Source organism: Gryllotalpicola kribbensis (assembly GCF_039538245.1).
Taxonomy (GTDB): Bacteria; Actinomycetota; Actinomycetes; order Actinomycetales; family Microbacteriaceae; genus Gryllotalpicola; species Gryllotalpicola kribbensis.
In genome coordinates this window covers 64,047-79,042 of the sequence record NZ_BAABBX010000010.1, presented here as the reverse complement: position 1 = coordinate 79,042, position 14,996 = coordinate 64,047, and the positions used below count along the sequence as shown (strand labels likewise).

The 14,996-nt window shown below is 69.3% G+C and carries 11 protein-coding genes; 4 read left to right on the top strand and 7 right to left on the bottom strand.

All coding sequences use genetic code 11. The features are described from left to right. From ABD716_RS06820 to gmd, 5 genes are read right to left on the bottom strand one after another with little or no spacing between them, the layout of a single operon-like run. Positions 1-1,119, bottom strand: a complete 1,119-nt coding sequence (locus tag ABD716_RS06820) for a glycosyltransferase family 4 protein (protein WP_344775148.1) — start codon at positions 1,117-1,119, stop codon at positions 1-3. Further along, entirely contained in the window at positions 1,116-2,246 is a 1,131-nt protein-coding gene (locus ABD716_RS06815) for a glycosyltransferase family 4 protein (RefSeq protein ID WP_344775146.1), read from the bottom strand. The genes ABD716_RS06820 and ABD716_RS06815 overlap by 4 nt, the downstream gene beginning before the upstream one ends. 22 nt (positions 2,247-2,268) lie before the next feature. Continuing rightward, positions 2,269-4,380, bottom strand: a complete 2,112-nt coding sequence (locus tag ABD716_RS06810; RefSeq protein WP_344775144.1) for a hypothetical protein — start codon at positions 4,378-4,380, stop codon at positions 2,269-2,271. Positions 4,381-4,431: 51 nt separating this feature from the next. After that, on the bottom strand, positions 4,432-5,391 hold the full coding sequence (locus tag ABD716_RS06805; RefSeq protein ID WP_344775143.1) for a GDP-mannose 4,6-dehydratase: 960 nt from the start codon (positions 5,389-5,391) through the stop codon (positions 4,432-4,434). 7 nt (positions 5,392-5,398) lie between these two features. Then, a complete protein-coding gene (gmd, locus tag ABD716_RS06800; protein ID WP_344775141.1) occupies positions 5,399-6,382 on the bottom strand; it encodes a GDP-mannose 4,6-dehydratase in 984 nt (327 codons plus the stop codon). Between the two features lie 199 nt (positions 6,383-6,581). On the opposite strand from gmd, the gene ABD716_RS06795 reads away from it, so the two are divergent. From ABD716_RS06795 to ABD716_RS06780, 4 genes are all read left to right on the top strand, one after another. After that, positions 6,582-8,723: a carbohydrate binding domain-containing protein gene (locus tag ABD716_RS06795; protein ID WP_344775139.1), complete on the top strand. Its 2,142-nt coding sequence runs from the start codon at positions 6,582-6,584 to the stop codon at positions 8,721-8,723. A 77-nt stretch (positions 8,724-8,800) separates the two neighbouring features. Next, complete coding sequence (locus ABD716_RS06790) at positions 8,801-9,025, top strand: hypothetical protein (RefSeq protein WP_344775137.1); 225 nt, start codon at positions 8,801-8,803, stop codon at positions 9,023-9,025. After that, the gene (locus tag ABD716_RS06785) at positions 9,022-10,530 is read left to right on the top strand and encodes a glycosyltransferase family 4 protein (RefSeq protein WP_344775135.1); all 1,509 of its coding nucleotides are present in this window, start codon (positions 9,022-9,024) and stop codon (positions 10,528-10,530) included. Before ABD716_RS06790 ends, ABD716_RS06785 begins: the two co-directional genes overlap by 4 nt. Further along, entirely contained in the window at positions 10,527-11,987 is a 1,461-nt protein-coding gene (locus tag ABD716_RS06780) for a glycosyltransferase (protein ID WP_344775133.1), read from the top strand. The genes ABD716_RS06785 and ABD716_RS06780 overlap by 4 nt, the downstream gene beginning before the upstream one ends. On the opposite strand, the gene ABD716_RS06775 is transcribed toward ABD716_RS06780, so the two are convergent. Beyond that, the gene (locus ABD716_RS06775) at positions 11,977-13,425 is read right to left on the bottom strand and encodes a glycosyltransferase (protein ID WP_344775131.1); all 1,449 of its coding nucleotides are present in this window, start codon (positions 13,423-13,425) and stop codon (positions 11,977-11,979) included. The two genes, ABD716_RS06780 and ABD716_RS06775, sit on opposite strands and share 11 nt — an antisense overlap. Continuing rightward, positions 13,422-14,870: a glycosyltransferase gene (locus ABD716_RS06770; RefSeq protein WP_344775129.1), complete on the bottom strand. Its 1,449-nt coding sequence runs from the start codon at positions 14,868-14,870 to the stop codon at positions 13,422-13,424. Before ABD716_RS06770 ends, ABD716_RS06775 begins: the two co-directional genes overlap by 4 nt. Between the last annotated feature and the right edge of the window lie 126 nt (positions 14,871-14,996).

Below are 14,996 nucleotides of genomic sequence, written 5' to 3'. Positions count from 1 at the left end.
TCAGTGAGGCAGGTGCAGCTGCCAGACCGCGGCCGCTGTGCGGCTCCACGTGAACTCCGCGGCGCGCGCGCGTCGAGCGCCGATCGCGTCGGCGGAGTCACTGGGGCCGTCGACGAGCGAGCGGATGCCTGCGGCGAGACGCTCGGGATAGGAGGCGGCCGGCGCGCGCTCCACGACGAGCGCGTTCCCGGCGGAGACCTCGACGAGCGCCGGGTCGTCGGAGACGACGACAGGCGTGCCGAAGCTGAACGCCTCGAGCACGGGCAGCCCGAAGCCCTCGGCGAGGCTCGGGAAGGCGAACACGGTCGCGCGGTCGTACGCGACCGCGAGGTCTGTGTCAGGCAGGAAGCCGAGCGGGAGGACACGATCGGGGGCGAGGCCGGCTCGGGCCGCGGCATCCGCCACGCTCACCCCGCCCCAGCCGGGCGGGCCGACGACGACGAGCGGCAGCGGGGGAGCGGCCGGCGAGGCCATCGCCTCGATGAGCGCGCCGAGGGCCTTGCGGGGCTCGAGGGTGCCCACCGTCAGGATGTACTCGTCGGGCAGGCCGAGAGCGGCGGCGCGCTCGTCGGCGAAGCTCGGCAGCACCAGGCTCGGGCTCACGGCGGGGGGCACGACGTGCAGCCGATCGCCGAAGTCGGCGACCTCGGCGAGCTGGTCGGCGACCGCCTGGGTGAGCACGGCGACCCCGTCGGCGAAGCGCGCCGCGCGCTCGCCCATGGCGCGGTGCCACGCGGCGCCATGGGCGGTGAGCGTCTCGGGGTGGGTCCAGGGCACGGCGTCGTGCAGCGAGACGACGGTGTGCGAGCGGTGCGAGAGCGGGGCGAGCGAGCTGGTCGCGTGCACGTGGCCGCCCGGCATCGTTCCGGGGATGCCGCGCCGCCAGAGCTCCGGCATGAGGCGTGGCGGCAGCGGCAGCGCGCGCGTGCCCGCGAGGCCGGGGAAGCGCTGCTCGAGCTCGGCGATGGCTGCCTCGGGATGCCGCGCCACGAGCGCCTCGACTTGCCAGCCGGCCGGCGCCGCCGCGATCAGCTCGGGCAGCAGGCTCGCGGTGTAGCGGCCGATGCCACCGGGGACCGGCGCGAGCAGCTGCTCGGCGATGACCGTGAGCGTGGTCATCGCGCCGCCTCGGCGGCCGCGACGAGCGCCGCGACGAGCAGGTCGGCGTTGTGGCTCCACGTGAACTGCGCCGCCCGCGCAACGGCGGCCCGGCCGAGCACGCGGCGCGCCTCGGCGTCGTCGAGGAGCTCGCCCAGCGCGGTGGCGATGCTCGCGGCATCCGTGCCCGCATACGCCACGGCGTCGCCGCCGACCTCCGGAAGGGAGAGCTCGCGGGTGGTGAGCACGCAGGCGCCGGTGGCCATCGCCTCGAGCACCGGCAGCCCGAAGCCCTCGCCGAGGCTCGGGTAGGCGACGATCTCGGCACCGCCGAGGAAGTCCTTCAGCTGCTCGATCGGCAGGTAGCCGAGCGCGCGCACGTCGAAGCCGTCGGCGACGGCCCGGTCGACGGCCGGCTGCACGTCGTCGTCCCAGCCCCTGCCGCCTGCGAGTAGCAGCGCGGGCCGCTCGCTGCGGCCGGCCACGGCGCTGCGGTAGGCCTCGATGAGGGCGGGAACGTTCTTGCGCGGCTCGAGGGTGCCGAGGAAGGCGATCCAGGCGGCGACCGGCGGGGTGAGGCTCGCGCGGAACGCCTCGACCTCGGAGGGCGCGGGAACGGCGAAGCGCTCGCGATCGTAGGCGAGCGGGGCGACGCGGATGCGGGCGGCCGGCGTCCCTACGATGCGTGTGAGCTCGTCGGCGCTCGCCTGCGAGCTCGTCATGACGAGGTTGCGCGTGAACCGCGACGCGCGGATCCAGCTGCGGAAGAAGAGCCGCTTGAGGGTCGAGTGCGCCTCGGGAAGCGTGAAGAAGGTGAGGTCCCAGATCGACACCACGCGGGGAAGCGCGGTGAGCACCGGGAAGGTGTAGTGCGGCGAGTAGATCACGTCGGCGCCGAGCCGTCGCGCGAGCCGCGGCAGGCGCAGCTGCTCCCACGCGAGGCGCAGCGGCACGCGCGAGAAGCGAGGGGGCAGGCCGATCACCGTGCGGGCGCCGGCGGCGCGGAATCCGTCGACGTCCCTGCTCTGGCACACGACCGCGAGGTCGATCTCGCTGCGTGCTGCGAGTTCGGCGACGATCGCATCGACGTAGCGGCCGACGCCGCCGCGGTCTGCGGGGATCGCGGTCGCGTCGAAGAGGACGCTCACGGGTGAGGACTGTGCCATCGGACTACGGCGCGGGGATTCCGACGACCTTGCCGTCGGCGTCGATCGTCCCCGCGCGCCAGGTCGTCTGCTTGAAGAAGGGCTGCGTCGGGCGCTCGTTGAGAACCGATGGCCAGCGCTGGATCTGCGCCGAGGTGTACGGCGCGGGGGCCGTTCCCCCCGCCCAGGGCACGCCGATCGGGTCTGAGATGAAGAGGAGCGGCTGGGAGCTGCCGTAGACCGCTGCGATGTTCTTAAGCTCGTCCGTCGTGAGCCGTTTGTCGAGAGCGATCACCTGGTCGCCGCACACGGTCTGGATGGCCGGGATGACGGTCGTCGGGAAGCCGCCGACGACGATCACGGGGCGGCCGTCCGCGAGCTTGCACATCGCGTTCAGCTGAGAGAGTTGGCCGCCGTACTCGACCGCGGTGAACAGGTTCGACGAGGTCCACGAGACCGCGGGGAACGCGAATCCGCCGGCGGCGACGAGGCAGGTGGCCACGGCGGTCACGGTCGCGACGGGGCGGGTGCGGGCCAGCAGCCACAGCACCGCTCTGTGGAAGAACCACGCCGCGAGCAGGACGAAGCCGGGAAGGGTCATCGGCAGGAAGCGCCGCATGGCCCACAGCTGATCCGGCGTGATCGACACGTTCCACAGATAGAGAAGGGAAGGCGCCGCGATCACGGTGGCGATGAACAGCAGCGCCGGCTCGCGGTGGACGAGGGCGTGGCGCAACGCGAGCCCGAGCCCCAGCACGGCGGCCGCCACGACGACCCAGCTGTAGTACATCGCGATCCACGTCAGCGAGTTCTCGTCGAAGCTCTGCGTCGGGCCGACCGTGAGGCCCTGCGCCTGCGCCATGTTCTTGATCGAGGACGAGTACGCCGAGCCGGCGACGATGTGGTGGCCCTCGTACCACAGCGGCCTCGACGCGAGGGCGGCGCCCACCACGATGACGAGCGCGAGGACCACGCCGCCCACCACTCGGGCGTGCCGAGCGAGGAAGACCGTGATCCACCGCCACGGCGGGCCGAGCAGAACCAGCACCCCGAGCACGAACACGGCGCTGACGGCCTTCACGAGGTCGTGCCACTGAGCCCGCAGCGCGGCCAGATACTCGGGGCTGTCCAGATGCAGCTCGTAGAGGCCGAGGGCGGTCACGACGATCGCCGCGCCCCCTGCGAGCAGGAAGGCCGACCGCAGCTCTCGGCGCCGTACCGTGCTCGTCGTTCCGGCGGCTGCGAGCGCGAGCCCGACGACCAGGCCGACGGTGATCGCCGCGCCGTCGACGCGCGCAAGCCCGCCTGCGCCGATGAGCGCGCCGCCGAGGGCGAACTGGACGCGGTTGCGGGCGCGGTACGCGAGCCAGAGCATCGTGAATCCGCCGAAGGTGACGGCGACGACGACGGGCTCCGAGTACACCGTGCGGGTGAACCCGATGAACGGCATGCTGATCGCGAGGCTCGCCGTCGCCGCGAGGCTCCAGATCGGCCCCACCATCCGTCGCCCCAGCCCGTAGAAGAGCAGGAGCGCGATCGCGCCGATGACGAGGTTCGCGACGAGCACCCCGTGGATGCCGCCGAACCAGCCGCCGATCGCGACGAGGCCTGGAACGAGCTTGGCGCCCTGCACGTGCAGCACGCCGTCGGAGTAGAAGTACGCCGAGCCGCTGACGGTCGCGCCGGGGATCTTCGCGGCGAGGGCGGCGGCGTCGGCCGCGGGCAGGTTGGGAGAGGTGTGCTTCGACAGCCACACGCCCTCAAGCGTGAGGAACCCGGGGTCGCGCGTCACGATCAGCCACTGCGAGGCGAATCGCGCGTTGACGACCAGCCACACGACGGCTCCGATGAGCGCCGCGAGCGAGGACTGCCACGCGAACCGCCCGCTGTATGAGCGCGGCCGCCACCGCCAGGTGAGCGCGGACGCGACCACGACGACGGGGATGACGAGCCAGGGGCTGAAGACGCGGAAGATGATCGTCGCCGACACCGTCAGGCAGAGCCACAGCAACGGCAGCAGGATCGCGTCGGGGGCCGCGGTGAGAGCGCGCTGCCACCAGGGTGCGGCATCCACCGCGTCCGGCCGGGCTGCGACCGACTCGCTGGCATCGCTGGGGTCGACCAGCTCAGTTGTCACAGTGTCGCGCCTTTCGCATCGTGTGAGTGGAACGTCCGAGTCGGTGACGGCTCATGCCTCGAGCAGCTCGAGATCGCGCCTGGCCATCCTCCGGACGAGGTCGTCGAAGCCGACGGTCGGCACCCAGCCGTAGACCTCGCGGATCTTCGACGCGTCCCCGCGCAGCTCCGCGGCGTCGGCGGGCCGCACGAACGCGGCATCCGTCTCGACATACGGGCGCCAGTCGTCGATGCCGACGGCGGCGAAGGCCGCCGCGACGAAGTCCTCGATCGTGTGCGAGACCCCGGTCGCCACGACGTAGTCGCCGGGCTGATCTCCGGCCGCGACGCGCGCGATCGCGTCGGCGTAGTCGGGCGCCCAGCCCCAGTCGCGCTTGACGCTCAGATCGCCGAGCACGAGCCTGTCCTGCAGACCCGCCTTGATGCGCGCCGCGCCCGCGGTGATCTTGCGGGTCACGAACTGCTCGGGCCGCCGGGGCGACTCGTGGTTGTAGAGGATGACGCTCGACGCGCGCAATCCGGTGCGGCGGTACACGCCGACGAGCAGGTGGCCGTATGCCTTCGATGCACCGTAGGGATTGACCGGCGCGATCGGCGTCGACTCGTTCTGCGGGCTCGCGGGCGCATCGCCGAAGATCTCTGCGCTGGACGCCTGCACGAACGAGACCGGGGCGCCGCGGCGCTTCTGCAGCTCGTTGGCCGCGTCGATGAGCGCGGCGACGGCCAGGCCGTTGAGCTCGGCCGTGATGAGCGGCTGCTGCCAGCTGGCGGCGACCGAGCTCAGCGCGGCGAGGTTGATGACCGCATCGGGCTCGACCTCATCGACGAGGGCGGCGAGGGATGCGGCATCCGTGAGGTCGCCCGTGTGGAACGCGACGCCGAGCTGCTCGAGCTCGGCGGGCCGATCGCCGTCGCGGGACAGACCGTGAACCTGCCAGCCGCGGCCGATCAGGTTCTCAGCGAGGTAGCTGCCGGTCTGCCCCGTGACGCCGGTGACGAAAGCGACGGGCACGGCGGTCTTAGGCCCCGGCCGGCTTCTCGCGCTCGAGGTCGGCGTCGACCATCATCTCGACGAGCTCCTTGAACGAGACCTTCGGCTTCCAGCCGAGCTTGTCCTGAGCCTTGGCGGAGTCGCCGATGAGCAGGTCGACCTCGGCGGGGCGGAAGAACTGCGGGTCCTGGTAGACGTGCTTCTCCCAGTCGGAGATGCCGACGTGGTTGAACGCGATGTCGAGGTACTCGCGGACGGGGTGCGTCTCGCCGGTCGAGACGACGTAGTCGCTCGCCTCGTCCTGCTGCAGCATGAGCCACATCGCCTCGACGTAGTCGCCGGCGAAGCCCCAGTCGCGCTTCGCGTCGAGGTTGCCGAGCGAGACCTGGTCCTGCAGGCCGAGCGCGATGCGCGCGACGGCCTTGCTGATCTTGCGGGTCACGAACTCAGGGCCGCGCAGGGGCGACTCGTGGTTGAACAGGATGCCGCTCGAGGCGTGCATGCCGTAGGACTCGCGGTAGTTGATGGTCATGTAGTGGCCGTAGACCTTCGCGACGCCGTAGGGCGAACGCGGCCACAGCAGCGTGGTCTCGCGCTGCGGCACCTCTTGCACGCGACCGAACATCTCGGAGCTCGAGGCCTGGTAGAAGCGGACCTTGCTGGGGTCGTCGTGCGCGTAGAGGCGGATGGCCTCGAGGATGTTGAGCACGCCGAGGCCCGTGACCTGGCTGGTCAGCTGCGCGTTCTCCCACGAGTAGGCGACGAACGAGATGGCGCCGAGGTTGTAGACCTCGTCGGGCTGGGCCTCGTTGAGGGCGCGCAGCAGGCTGGACTGGTCGAGGAGGTCGCCCGTGACGATCTTCACCTCGGGGGCCCACGCCTTGATCACGTCGAGCTTGGGGTTGTTCTGGCCGCGGACCAGGCCGTAGACCTCATAGCCCTTCGACAGCAGCAGGCGGCTCAGGTACATTCCATCCTGGCCGGTGACGCCGGTGATCAGAGCGCGTTTCATGCAAAAGTCCTATCGGTTGTGGGGCAATTCGCCCCTACATCATAGGCGGGCCCCGAAAGCGGGGCTTGCCGAACTCTGTGTGGTCGCGTGCACCCCCAATCCGGGCTCGGGTGCGCGTCGCGTCCGGGCCGTCCGCCCCCCGGCTCGTAGGGTCGAGGGGTTCCGAAGTGCCGCCCCGACCGACGAGTGAGTGTTCCTGATGCCGAATCGATCGACGCGAACCCGCCTCCTGGCGGTCCTCGCCGTGCTGGCGGCAGTGGCCGGAGTGATGACGGCGACGACGCTGCCCTCGTCTTCCGCGAAGGCCGCGGACGCCTCGAAGTTCGACCCCGGCATGATCATCAGCGATCAGGTGTTCTACGACTCTTCGTCGCTCACCGCCTCACAGGCGCAGAGCTTCATCGTCTCCAAGGGCGCGAGCTGCACCAACAACGGGTCGATCCCGTGCCTCAAGAACCTCGTCGTGAGCAGCCCCAGCATCGCGGCCAACCAGTACTGTTCCGCGATCTCTGCGCGTTCGGGCCTGAACGCGGGCACGGTGTTCGCGACGGTGGGCAAGGCATGCGGCATCAGCCCCGCGGTTCTGATCACGCTCGTCGAGAAAGAGCAGAGCCTGGTCTCCAAGTCGAAGCCCACGTCGTACATGTACCAGGAGGCCGCAGGATTCGCGTGCCCGGACACCGCGCCGTGCAGCGAGGACTATGCGGGATTCTTCTCGCAGATCTACGCCGCAGCGCGGCAGTTCCAGATCTATCGCCAGTACCCGAGCTCGTTCAACTATCAGGCCGGGCGCACCAACAACATCCAGTACAACCCCGACAAGGGCTGCGGCACGAAGGCCGTCTACATCGAGAACCAGGCGACGGCCGGGCTCTACGACTACACGCCGTATGTCCCCAATGCGGCCGCGCTGGCGAACCTCTACGGCACCGGCGACACCTGCTCCGCCTACGGGAACCGCAACTTCTGGCGCATCTACAGCGACTGGTTCGGAGACCCCCAGAACGGCACCCTGAAGTGCCCCACTTTCGACGGCTGCGTCACCGGCTGGACCTTTACGGGCACCGTCAACCGGAAGGTCTACCAGGACTCCGGCGCCAAGAGCGGGTCGGGCTACATCGACCTCTCCACGCCCACGGTGGGCTCCTCGATGCAGCAGTCGCTGACCGTGCCGACCGCGGTCGGAGACGCCTATCAGGCGACGGTCTGGGTGCGCACGAAGGCCGGCACCAAGACGACCGGCAAGTTCGTCATCTGGGGAACGGGCGGCAGCGGCAACGAGGCGGCGATCAAGACCTTCACTGCGACGAGCACGTGGACCCAGGTGACGGTCAACTTCACTGCTGCGATGAAGTCGCACACGGCCCTCAAGGTGCAGTTCTATCTTCAGTCCGCCAACACGCACCTCTATCTCGATGAGATCGGGCTGCAGGCGCAGACGCGTCAGCCGGCGCGCACGGCCGTGCCGCTGCAGTCGCCCTCCTTCGAGTCAGGGGCAACCGGTTGGGGGTTCGGCAACGGCCAGTTGAACCGCTCCGTCGTGACCGGCGCCGCGCAGAGCGGGACGCACTACCTCGCCACGAACACCAGCGTCGTCGGGCGCTCGGTGGCGCAGGACGTCCCCTGGCCCGTCGCCCGTGCCAGCGCGTACACCGCGACGATCTGGGTGAAGACTCAGCGCGACAAGCCGTTCAGCGGAAAGCTCGCGCTGTGGTCGCTGGGCGGCACATCCGCCGTCGCGACGACGACGTTCACGGCGGGCTCCACCTGGCAGCCGGTGTCGACGACCCTCACCGTCACCAACCAGGCGGCGACGCACCTGAAGGTCGAGGTGTACGAGAACACGCTCGCGCCTCAGACGCTGCTCATCGACAACGTCTCTCTTCAGGCCAATCTCCTTCCCAACGGGTCACTGGAGTCGGGCAGCACGGGCTGGGGCATTCACGAGAGCCGCACGAACATGACTGTGTACGCGAGCTCGCAGGTGGGGTCGCCGGGCCCGGTCGACGGTGCCCACCTCGGTGCCACGAACACGCCCAATGCCAACGGCTCGATCGAGGCGAACGTCACCCGCAAGCTGGCCGCCGGTGACAGCTACACGGCGACCATCTGGTTGCGCAGCGGGAGTGCTGGCTCGACGTTCAAGGGCACTCTGGCGCTGTGGGAACTCGGACCGGACGGCAATTCGGCGGCGTCTGCGGCTGTCTCTGTCGGCACCAAGTGGACGAAGTACACGGTGTCGCTGACGGTGCAGCACAGCACGGCGACGTCTCTGCGGCTGCAGCTGTACCAGACCGCCAATGGGCCGACCGTCTTCTTCGACGGCGCAGTGATTCACTAGTGCGCATGGGGACGCCCGAGTCGGCTCCATATAATTCAGCTTGCGTTCGACCGAGGTGGACCAGAAGGCGGTGAGCAATGCCAGGACATGATGACGAGGCCGTCCTTCGCGCCTGGTCGGGCGACGTCGTCGCCTCGTACGTCAAGCGGTCGACCCCAGAGGCTACCGGGGTGCGGCGCGCGCTGATCATGCCGCGCTGGGCCGCCACCGTGTTCGTGCGCAAGTCTCGTGAGATCGGCTTCTCGGGCGCTCTGCGGCTGGCACGCGACGTCGCGGTGAGCAGGTTGAGAGCGGCTCGGTGAGCCCGGCGCCGTCGCCGACCGCGGTCGAGGCCGCGCTCGGCGCCAGACTGCGTGCCGTCGCGACAGCCCTGGGGCTGCCGGCAGACGCCGACCCGCCGCAGCAGCTTGCCGCGCTCGTCGAGCGGGTGGCAGCGGGGTCCGCGCGCGACGCGTGGCTCGCCTACACGGCCATCGCCGCGACCTTCCCCGACCGCAACGCTCTCGCGGCCTTCCGTCGCGCGGTCGAGCTCGCGCCGAGTTCCGAGCGCGTCGCCGCGGCACTTGCCGTCTCCGTCGACGACATCGGCCGGCCGGGTCGGGCCACGCGCGGGCTCGAGCTCGTCGACGACCCCGAGACCGTGCTCGTCGACGTCAGCTTCTCTGCCTCCAATGACCACAACACCGGCGTGCAGCGCGTCGTGCGCTCGTTCGTGCCGCACTGGGTCGCGTCGGGCCGGCCGGTCCGGCTCGTGCGCTGGTCGCCGTTCGGCGGGGCATACGTCGATCTCGACGATCGCGAGCGCGCGCGGATTCTGGCCTGGCGGTCCGGCGTTCCGACCACCGTCGCGGACCGCGCTGCCGAGCGGGCCGAGCGCCCGATCGTCGTCCCGTGGGGCGCGCGTGTCTTCCACCCCGAGGTGCTGCAGCAGGCAGAGTGCGCCGCAGCGGCGTGTCTCGCGGAGTACTCGGGCGCGAAGGTCGGCGTGCTCGGTCACGACACCATCCCGGTGAGCAGCGCTGACAGCCAGCCCGAGCTCGAGAGCGAGCGATTCGCGAAGTTCCTCGACGTCGTCAAACACGCCGACTTCGTCGCGGGGGTGAGCCGGTCGGCCGCCGACGAGTTCGCGGGGTTCGCGACTGCGCTCTCGGCACAGGGGCTGCGCGGCCCCCGCATCGTCGCGGTGCCGAACGCCGTCGAGGTGCCTGCGGAGGCGCGTGCCGCGGTCGCGGGGGAAGGCGCGGGCGACGAGCTGCCGATCGTGCTGTGCGTGGGCAGCCACGAGCCCCGGAAGAACCAGGAGGCCGTGCTCGCCGCGGCCGAGCAGCTGTTCGCCGAGGGTGTCCGGTTCCGCATGGTGTTCGTCGGCGGCGGAGGCCGCCAGCAGACGGCGAGCTTCGATGCCAAGGTCGCGCGCTGGCGCACGCGCGGCATGGCGGTGGAATCCCACCGCCGCCTCTCGGACCCCGAGCTGTGGTCGCTCTACCGGCGGGCGCGGTTCACGGTGCTGCTGTCGCTGCACGAGGGCTTCGGGCTTCCCGTGGCCGAGTCCGTCTCACTCGGCACGCCCGTGCTGACGAGCGACTTCGGCAGCCTGGCCGAGGTCGCCGCGGCCGGCGGGTGCGTCACGATCGACCCGCGTTCCGACGTGCAGATCGTGGACGCGATGCGGCGGATGCTGGCAGACGACGAGCTCATCGCCCGGCTGCGCGCCGAGGCCGCCGCCGCTCCGGAGCGAACGTGGGCTCAGTTCGCCGATGAGCTCTGGCAGCAGTTCACCGCCGACGAGCAGGAGACCGCGAAGTGACCATCGTCGCCCGGACCACCGCCGAGCGCCTGCGGCTGATCGCCGCTCAGCTCGCCCCCCAGACCGCCCTGAGCTCGACGGACGACGCCGACGCCGCAGTCGCACGACTGGTCGCCGCCGGGGTGACGGCCACGTCGGAGTCCGCCTATCTGGTGCGTGCGGTTCTCGACGGGGCGATCCCCGAGCCGGAGGAGGTCGTCGCGGCCGAGCGGCTCTGGCGCGTCGAGGGGCTCGGCGAGCTCGTGCGCGAGCGACTGCGCGCCGCGCGCTGGCGGCGCCGCCCCGCGGTGCGGGTGAGCAACGGGATCCTAGTCGACGCGACCGACACGGGGCGCACGCCGTACACCACGGGCATCCAGCGGGTCGCGCGCGAGAGCATCGCCAGATGGCCGCTCGCACGCATCGAGCTGGTCTGCTGGGACCGTTCCCGGCCGCGCATCCACACCGCGACGGACGAGGAGCGCGCGCTCATCCTCAGCGCAGCGGAGTCGGCAGCCGCGCAGGAAGCCGGGCACGGGGACGAGGTCGTGGTGCCGTTCCACGCCACCTACGTGCTGCCCGAGATCTCCGTCGCGCGCCACCGCTACCGCGGCATCCGTACCGTCGCACGCCATTCGGGCAGCCGCCTCGTCGCGGTCGGCTTCGACTGCATCGCGATCACCACCGCCGAGATCGCACCGCCCGGCATGCCTGCTGCCTTCGCGCAGTACCTCGCCTCGCTCGCCTCCTTCGATGAGGTGGTGGCGATCTCCCGGGCGGCCGCGGCCGAGTTCGAGGGGTGGCGGCGGATGCTGGGCGGCGCGGGCCTGCCGGGGCCGGCGGTCTCGGTCGCCGAGCTTCCGTTTGCGGTCGGCGACGTCGACGAGTCCGTGATCGAGGCGACGAGGCGCGAGCTCGGCCTCGACCCCGCCCTGCCCGTCGTCGTCGCCGTGGGCAGCCATGAGCCGCGCAAGAACCATGTCGCCTTCCTGCACGCGTGCGAGCTGCTCTGGCAGCAGGGCGCGCAGTTCGCCGTCGTCATGGCCGGCGGCGCGTCGTGGGACTCCGATCTCTTCGACGACTTCGTCGCCGAGCTGAAGCAGCGCGGGCGCCCGCTCACGACCGTCTCGCGTGCGAGCGACGCGACCATCTGGGCGCTGTACCGGCTCGCGCGGTTCAGCGTGTTCTGCTCGCTCAACGAGGGCTTCGGCCTGCCCGTCGCCGAATCGCTTGCGAGCGGTACGCCCGTCGTCACCTCCGGCTTCGGCAGTATGCGCGAACTCGCAGAGGGCCACGGCGGCGTGCTGGCGGACCCGCGCGAGCCGCGCTCCATCGCCGAGGCGATGCGCGTGCTGCTCGACGACGATGCAGAGCTCGCCCGTCTCGCGGCGGAGACCGCCGCGCTCCCGCGCGCCACGTGGGACGACTACGCGGCCACACTGTGGCGCGGGATCGAAGGCGCTGCGGTCAGCGCGTGAGGTAGTCGAAGACCTCGGTCGCGTAGCTGTCCCACGTTTTCGGCGTAACCTTCTGTGCCTGTCGGGTGAGAGATTCAAGTAGAGCCGAGTCCGTGAGTAGTGTTCGCATGGCTTCGATAAGGGACTGGTCGTTGCGAGGATCGACTAGTACGACGCCGCCATATTGCTCGGCGATCTCGCGCATGCTTCCGTATGCAGACGTGATGACCGGCGTGCCGCTCGCTAGGGACTCAACGACAGGCAGTCCAAAGCCCTCATTAAGGGAGGGAAACACGGAGAACGCCGCGTGATAGTACGCACCAAAAACTATGTCGTCCCCTGCTCCACTTACGATGCTGATCGGGTGCCCGCTGTCTTTGAGCCGGGCAACCTCGCGCGTGAACATCTCTGCGCCCCACGCGTTCCCGCCGATAAACGCGAGTTGGAAATCGTGTCCCTCGCGCCACAGCACCTCTGCGGCGTACAGGATGGCGAGGTGGTTCTTCCGCGGTTCGTGACTGCCGACCACGAGCACAAATGGCGCCTGGTCCTTGATGTCCAACGCGGAACGCGCCCTGTCGTGAGCGCTCTTGCCGGGTTGCGAGACTTCCGCTGCGAGAGGGATGCTCTCGATCTCTGGACCCATCCGCCCAGATCCGACGAGCATGCGCCGCCACCCTCTGTACTCGGTTGCGGCAGCCTCTGAGATCGCCGCAACGCGGTCGGCCCAGCCGAGGGCGTCGAGATAGCGCGGAAAGCGCTCGGCGATCGGCGCAGCCGCGGTTTCAGTCGAAGTCACGGGCACGGTATCGAAGCCAATCCCAGTAAGGCTGGTCGAGGCGAACTGCCCAATGGCGGACAATCGCAAATTACGCCACGGCTCTATCGTGAGCTCGGGAATGACGTACGTGCCGCCAAGCGGAATCACAAGGGTGATGGGCTCATTGTTCGTCGAGCTTTCCCCGTCCGAACGGCCGCTCAGCGAAGCCGCTTCCTCAGCCGACAGGAGACGCGGCGCGAGATGTTCCTCGCTCCAAGCGACCGGCGTCGCTAACCCCAGCGAAGCCCAGCGGCTGACGGTCTCCCGTGCAACTCGCTGGATTCCGGTAGTCCCCTTGGTATGTACGGTCGTGTGCACATCGGCGACGACCCCGCGGCTGATGATCACCACATCGGCGGTTCGGCCGAAAGGAGACCAGTTGACTGGGGACGGAAGCGCATCGACCGCGACCTGCGCACCGTTGAGTTTCACCGCGCGAGCAAAGCCATAGACGTCGTCTCGAGTCGGCAGGGTAAGCCGAAGGACAGCGAGCGCCTCCCATGCACGCGTCAGACTCGGCTCTCGATCCAGTTCGGTGTACAGCAACTCGATCGACGACGAGTCGGTCCGGACGGGCGCCGCATCCCAGTGCTCAAGCAGATGGACGATTCGCGCCTCAAGCTCGTTCGTGATGATCATGATCGGGCCTCGCTTAGGGTCACTCGCTCCCACAGCCGCTGCGAAAAGCTGTCCCACGTGTCATCGTCCCGCGCGAGTGCCTCAGCCCGCAGTTGCGTGATCAGACGGTCGTCCGTGAGCATGCGGCGCAGTGAGTCGACGATCGCCTCGTCATCCCGCGGATCGACGAGCACGCAGCCTCCACCCGACGCGATCTCTGCGGTACTTCCATAGTTCGTCGTCAGCACGGGGGTTCCTGAAGCAAGCGATTCTGCTACAGGCAGACCGTAACCTTCGTCGAGTGAGATGAACGCGCTGAAGCGTGCTGCGCGGTATGCAGCAGCCAGTTCAGCATCGCTGACGTCGTTTTCCACCGTGATCGGACGTTTGGCAAGTTGCAGGGCTGAGATCGCGTCGCGCAGGACGGTGAAGTTGCGGGGGCCGCGGCCCCCTAGAAGTCTGAGTTCAAATGAGAGACCTTCGCGCCAGAGTTGCTCTGCGGCGTAGACCAATGCGATCTGATTCTTGCGGGGCTCGTGGCTGCCCACGGCGAGAACCATCGCTCGCTCCGACAAAGGAAGCTGATCTGCGGTGCCTGAGAGCCGCTCTACCGGAAGCAGAAGGTGTGAGACTGCGGGCCCTTCTAGCCCTTGCGCGTGGAGCGCGCCGACGTAGCCGCGGAATTCTTCAGCAGACGTCGCGGAGTTAGCCACGACCTCGGTGGCGTGCCTGAGGACGGTGAGGTACGACCCGAATCGAAGAGGTTCATCAAGGCGCAACTCGGAAGCCGACGCGATGGGGATCATGTCGTGACCGAACGCGACGACCCTGTTACCTGAGAATCGCGCAAGAGCCGCCAGTACCGGAGACTGACCATATTGCGGCACTTCGGGCAGGAAGAGGGTGGCTTTCCAGGGCACGACGACGGTCCCCCAGGGGTTGTCGCGATGCTGTGACTCCTCTGTTGCACGTTCCGAACTCCAGTCGACGAGCCGCATTCGCTCGTCGGCGGAAAGGTGTCGAAGCGCCGAGGGATCATCGTTGAAGGCCACGAAGGTGACGTTCGCTCGCTCACTCCAGCGTCTGCTTACCTCGCGGGTGAACCTCTGCACGCCCGAGGTGAAGCCGTGCCGCGCTGAGAAATCTACGAGCGAAACGAGGCCCGAACGCAGATCCAACGTGCGAAGTTGCGAGTGGTGCGCCAGTGCAACGGGAGCGCAGGTGCGCAGCGCAGCGGCGCCGAGGTTTCCTGCCGGGGCGAGCGAGAGGGCACGTCGGAGCGCCTGCAGTTCAGCTTCCGTGGGAAGGGCGCCCGACACGGCTATGAAGAGCAGCCACACGTGGGCATCGCCGCTGTCGCGCGCTGTCGTGCAGCAGTCCTCAAGCAGTTGCGCGACGGGCGCCTCGGAGACGTTGGGAATGATGTAGGCAGCCGCAGCCTTAAGTCGGGTCTCAAGTCTCGCCACAGCGGTGCGCTCAGGCCTGTCACCTCGTCTGAGAAGGCGTGTCGCGATCGAACTAGCGGCCCGCAGGGGAGCCGTGACTCGCCAACTCGCGGAGCGCCGGATCGCGTTCACATCAAGAAGCGCACC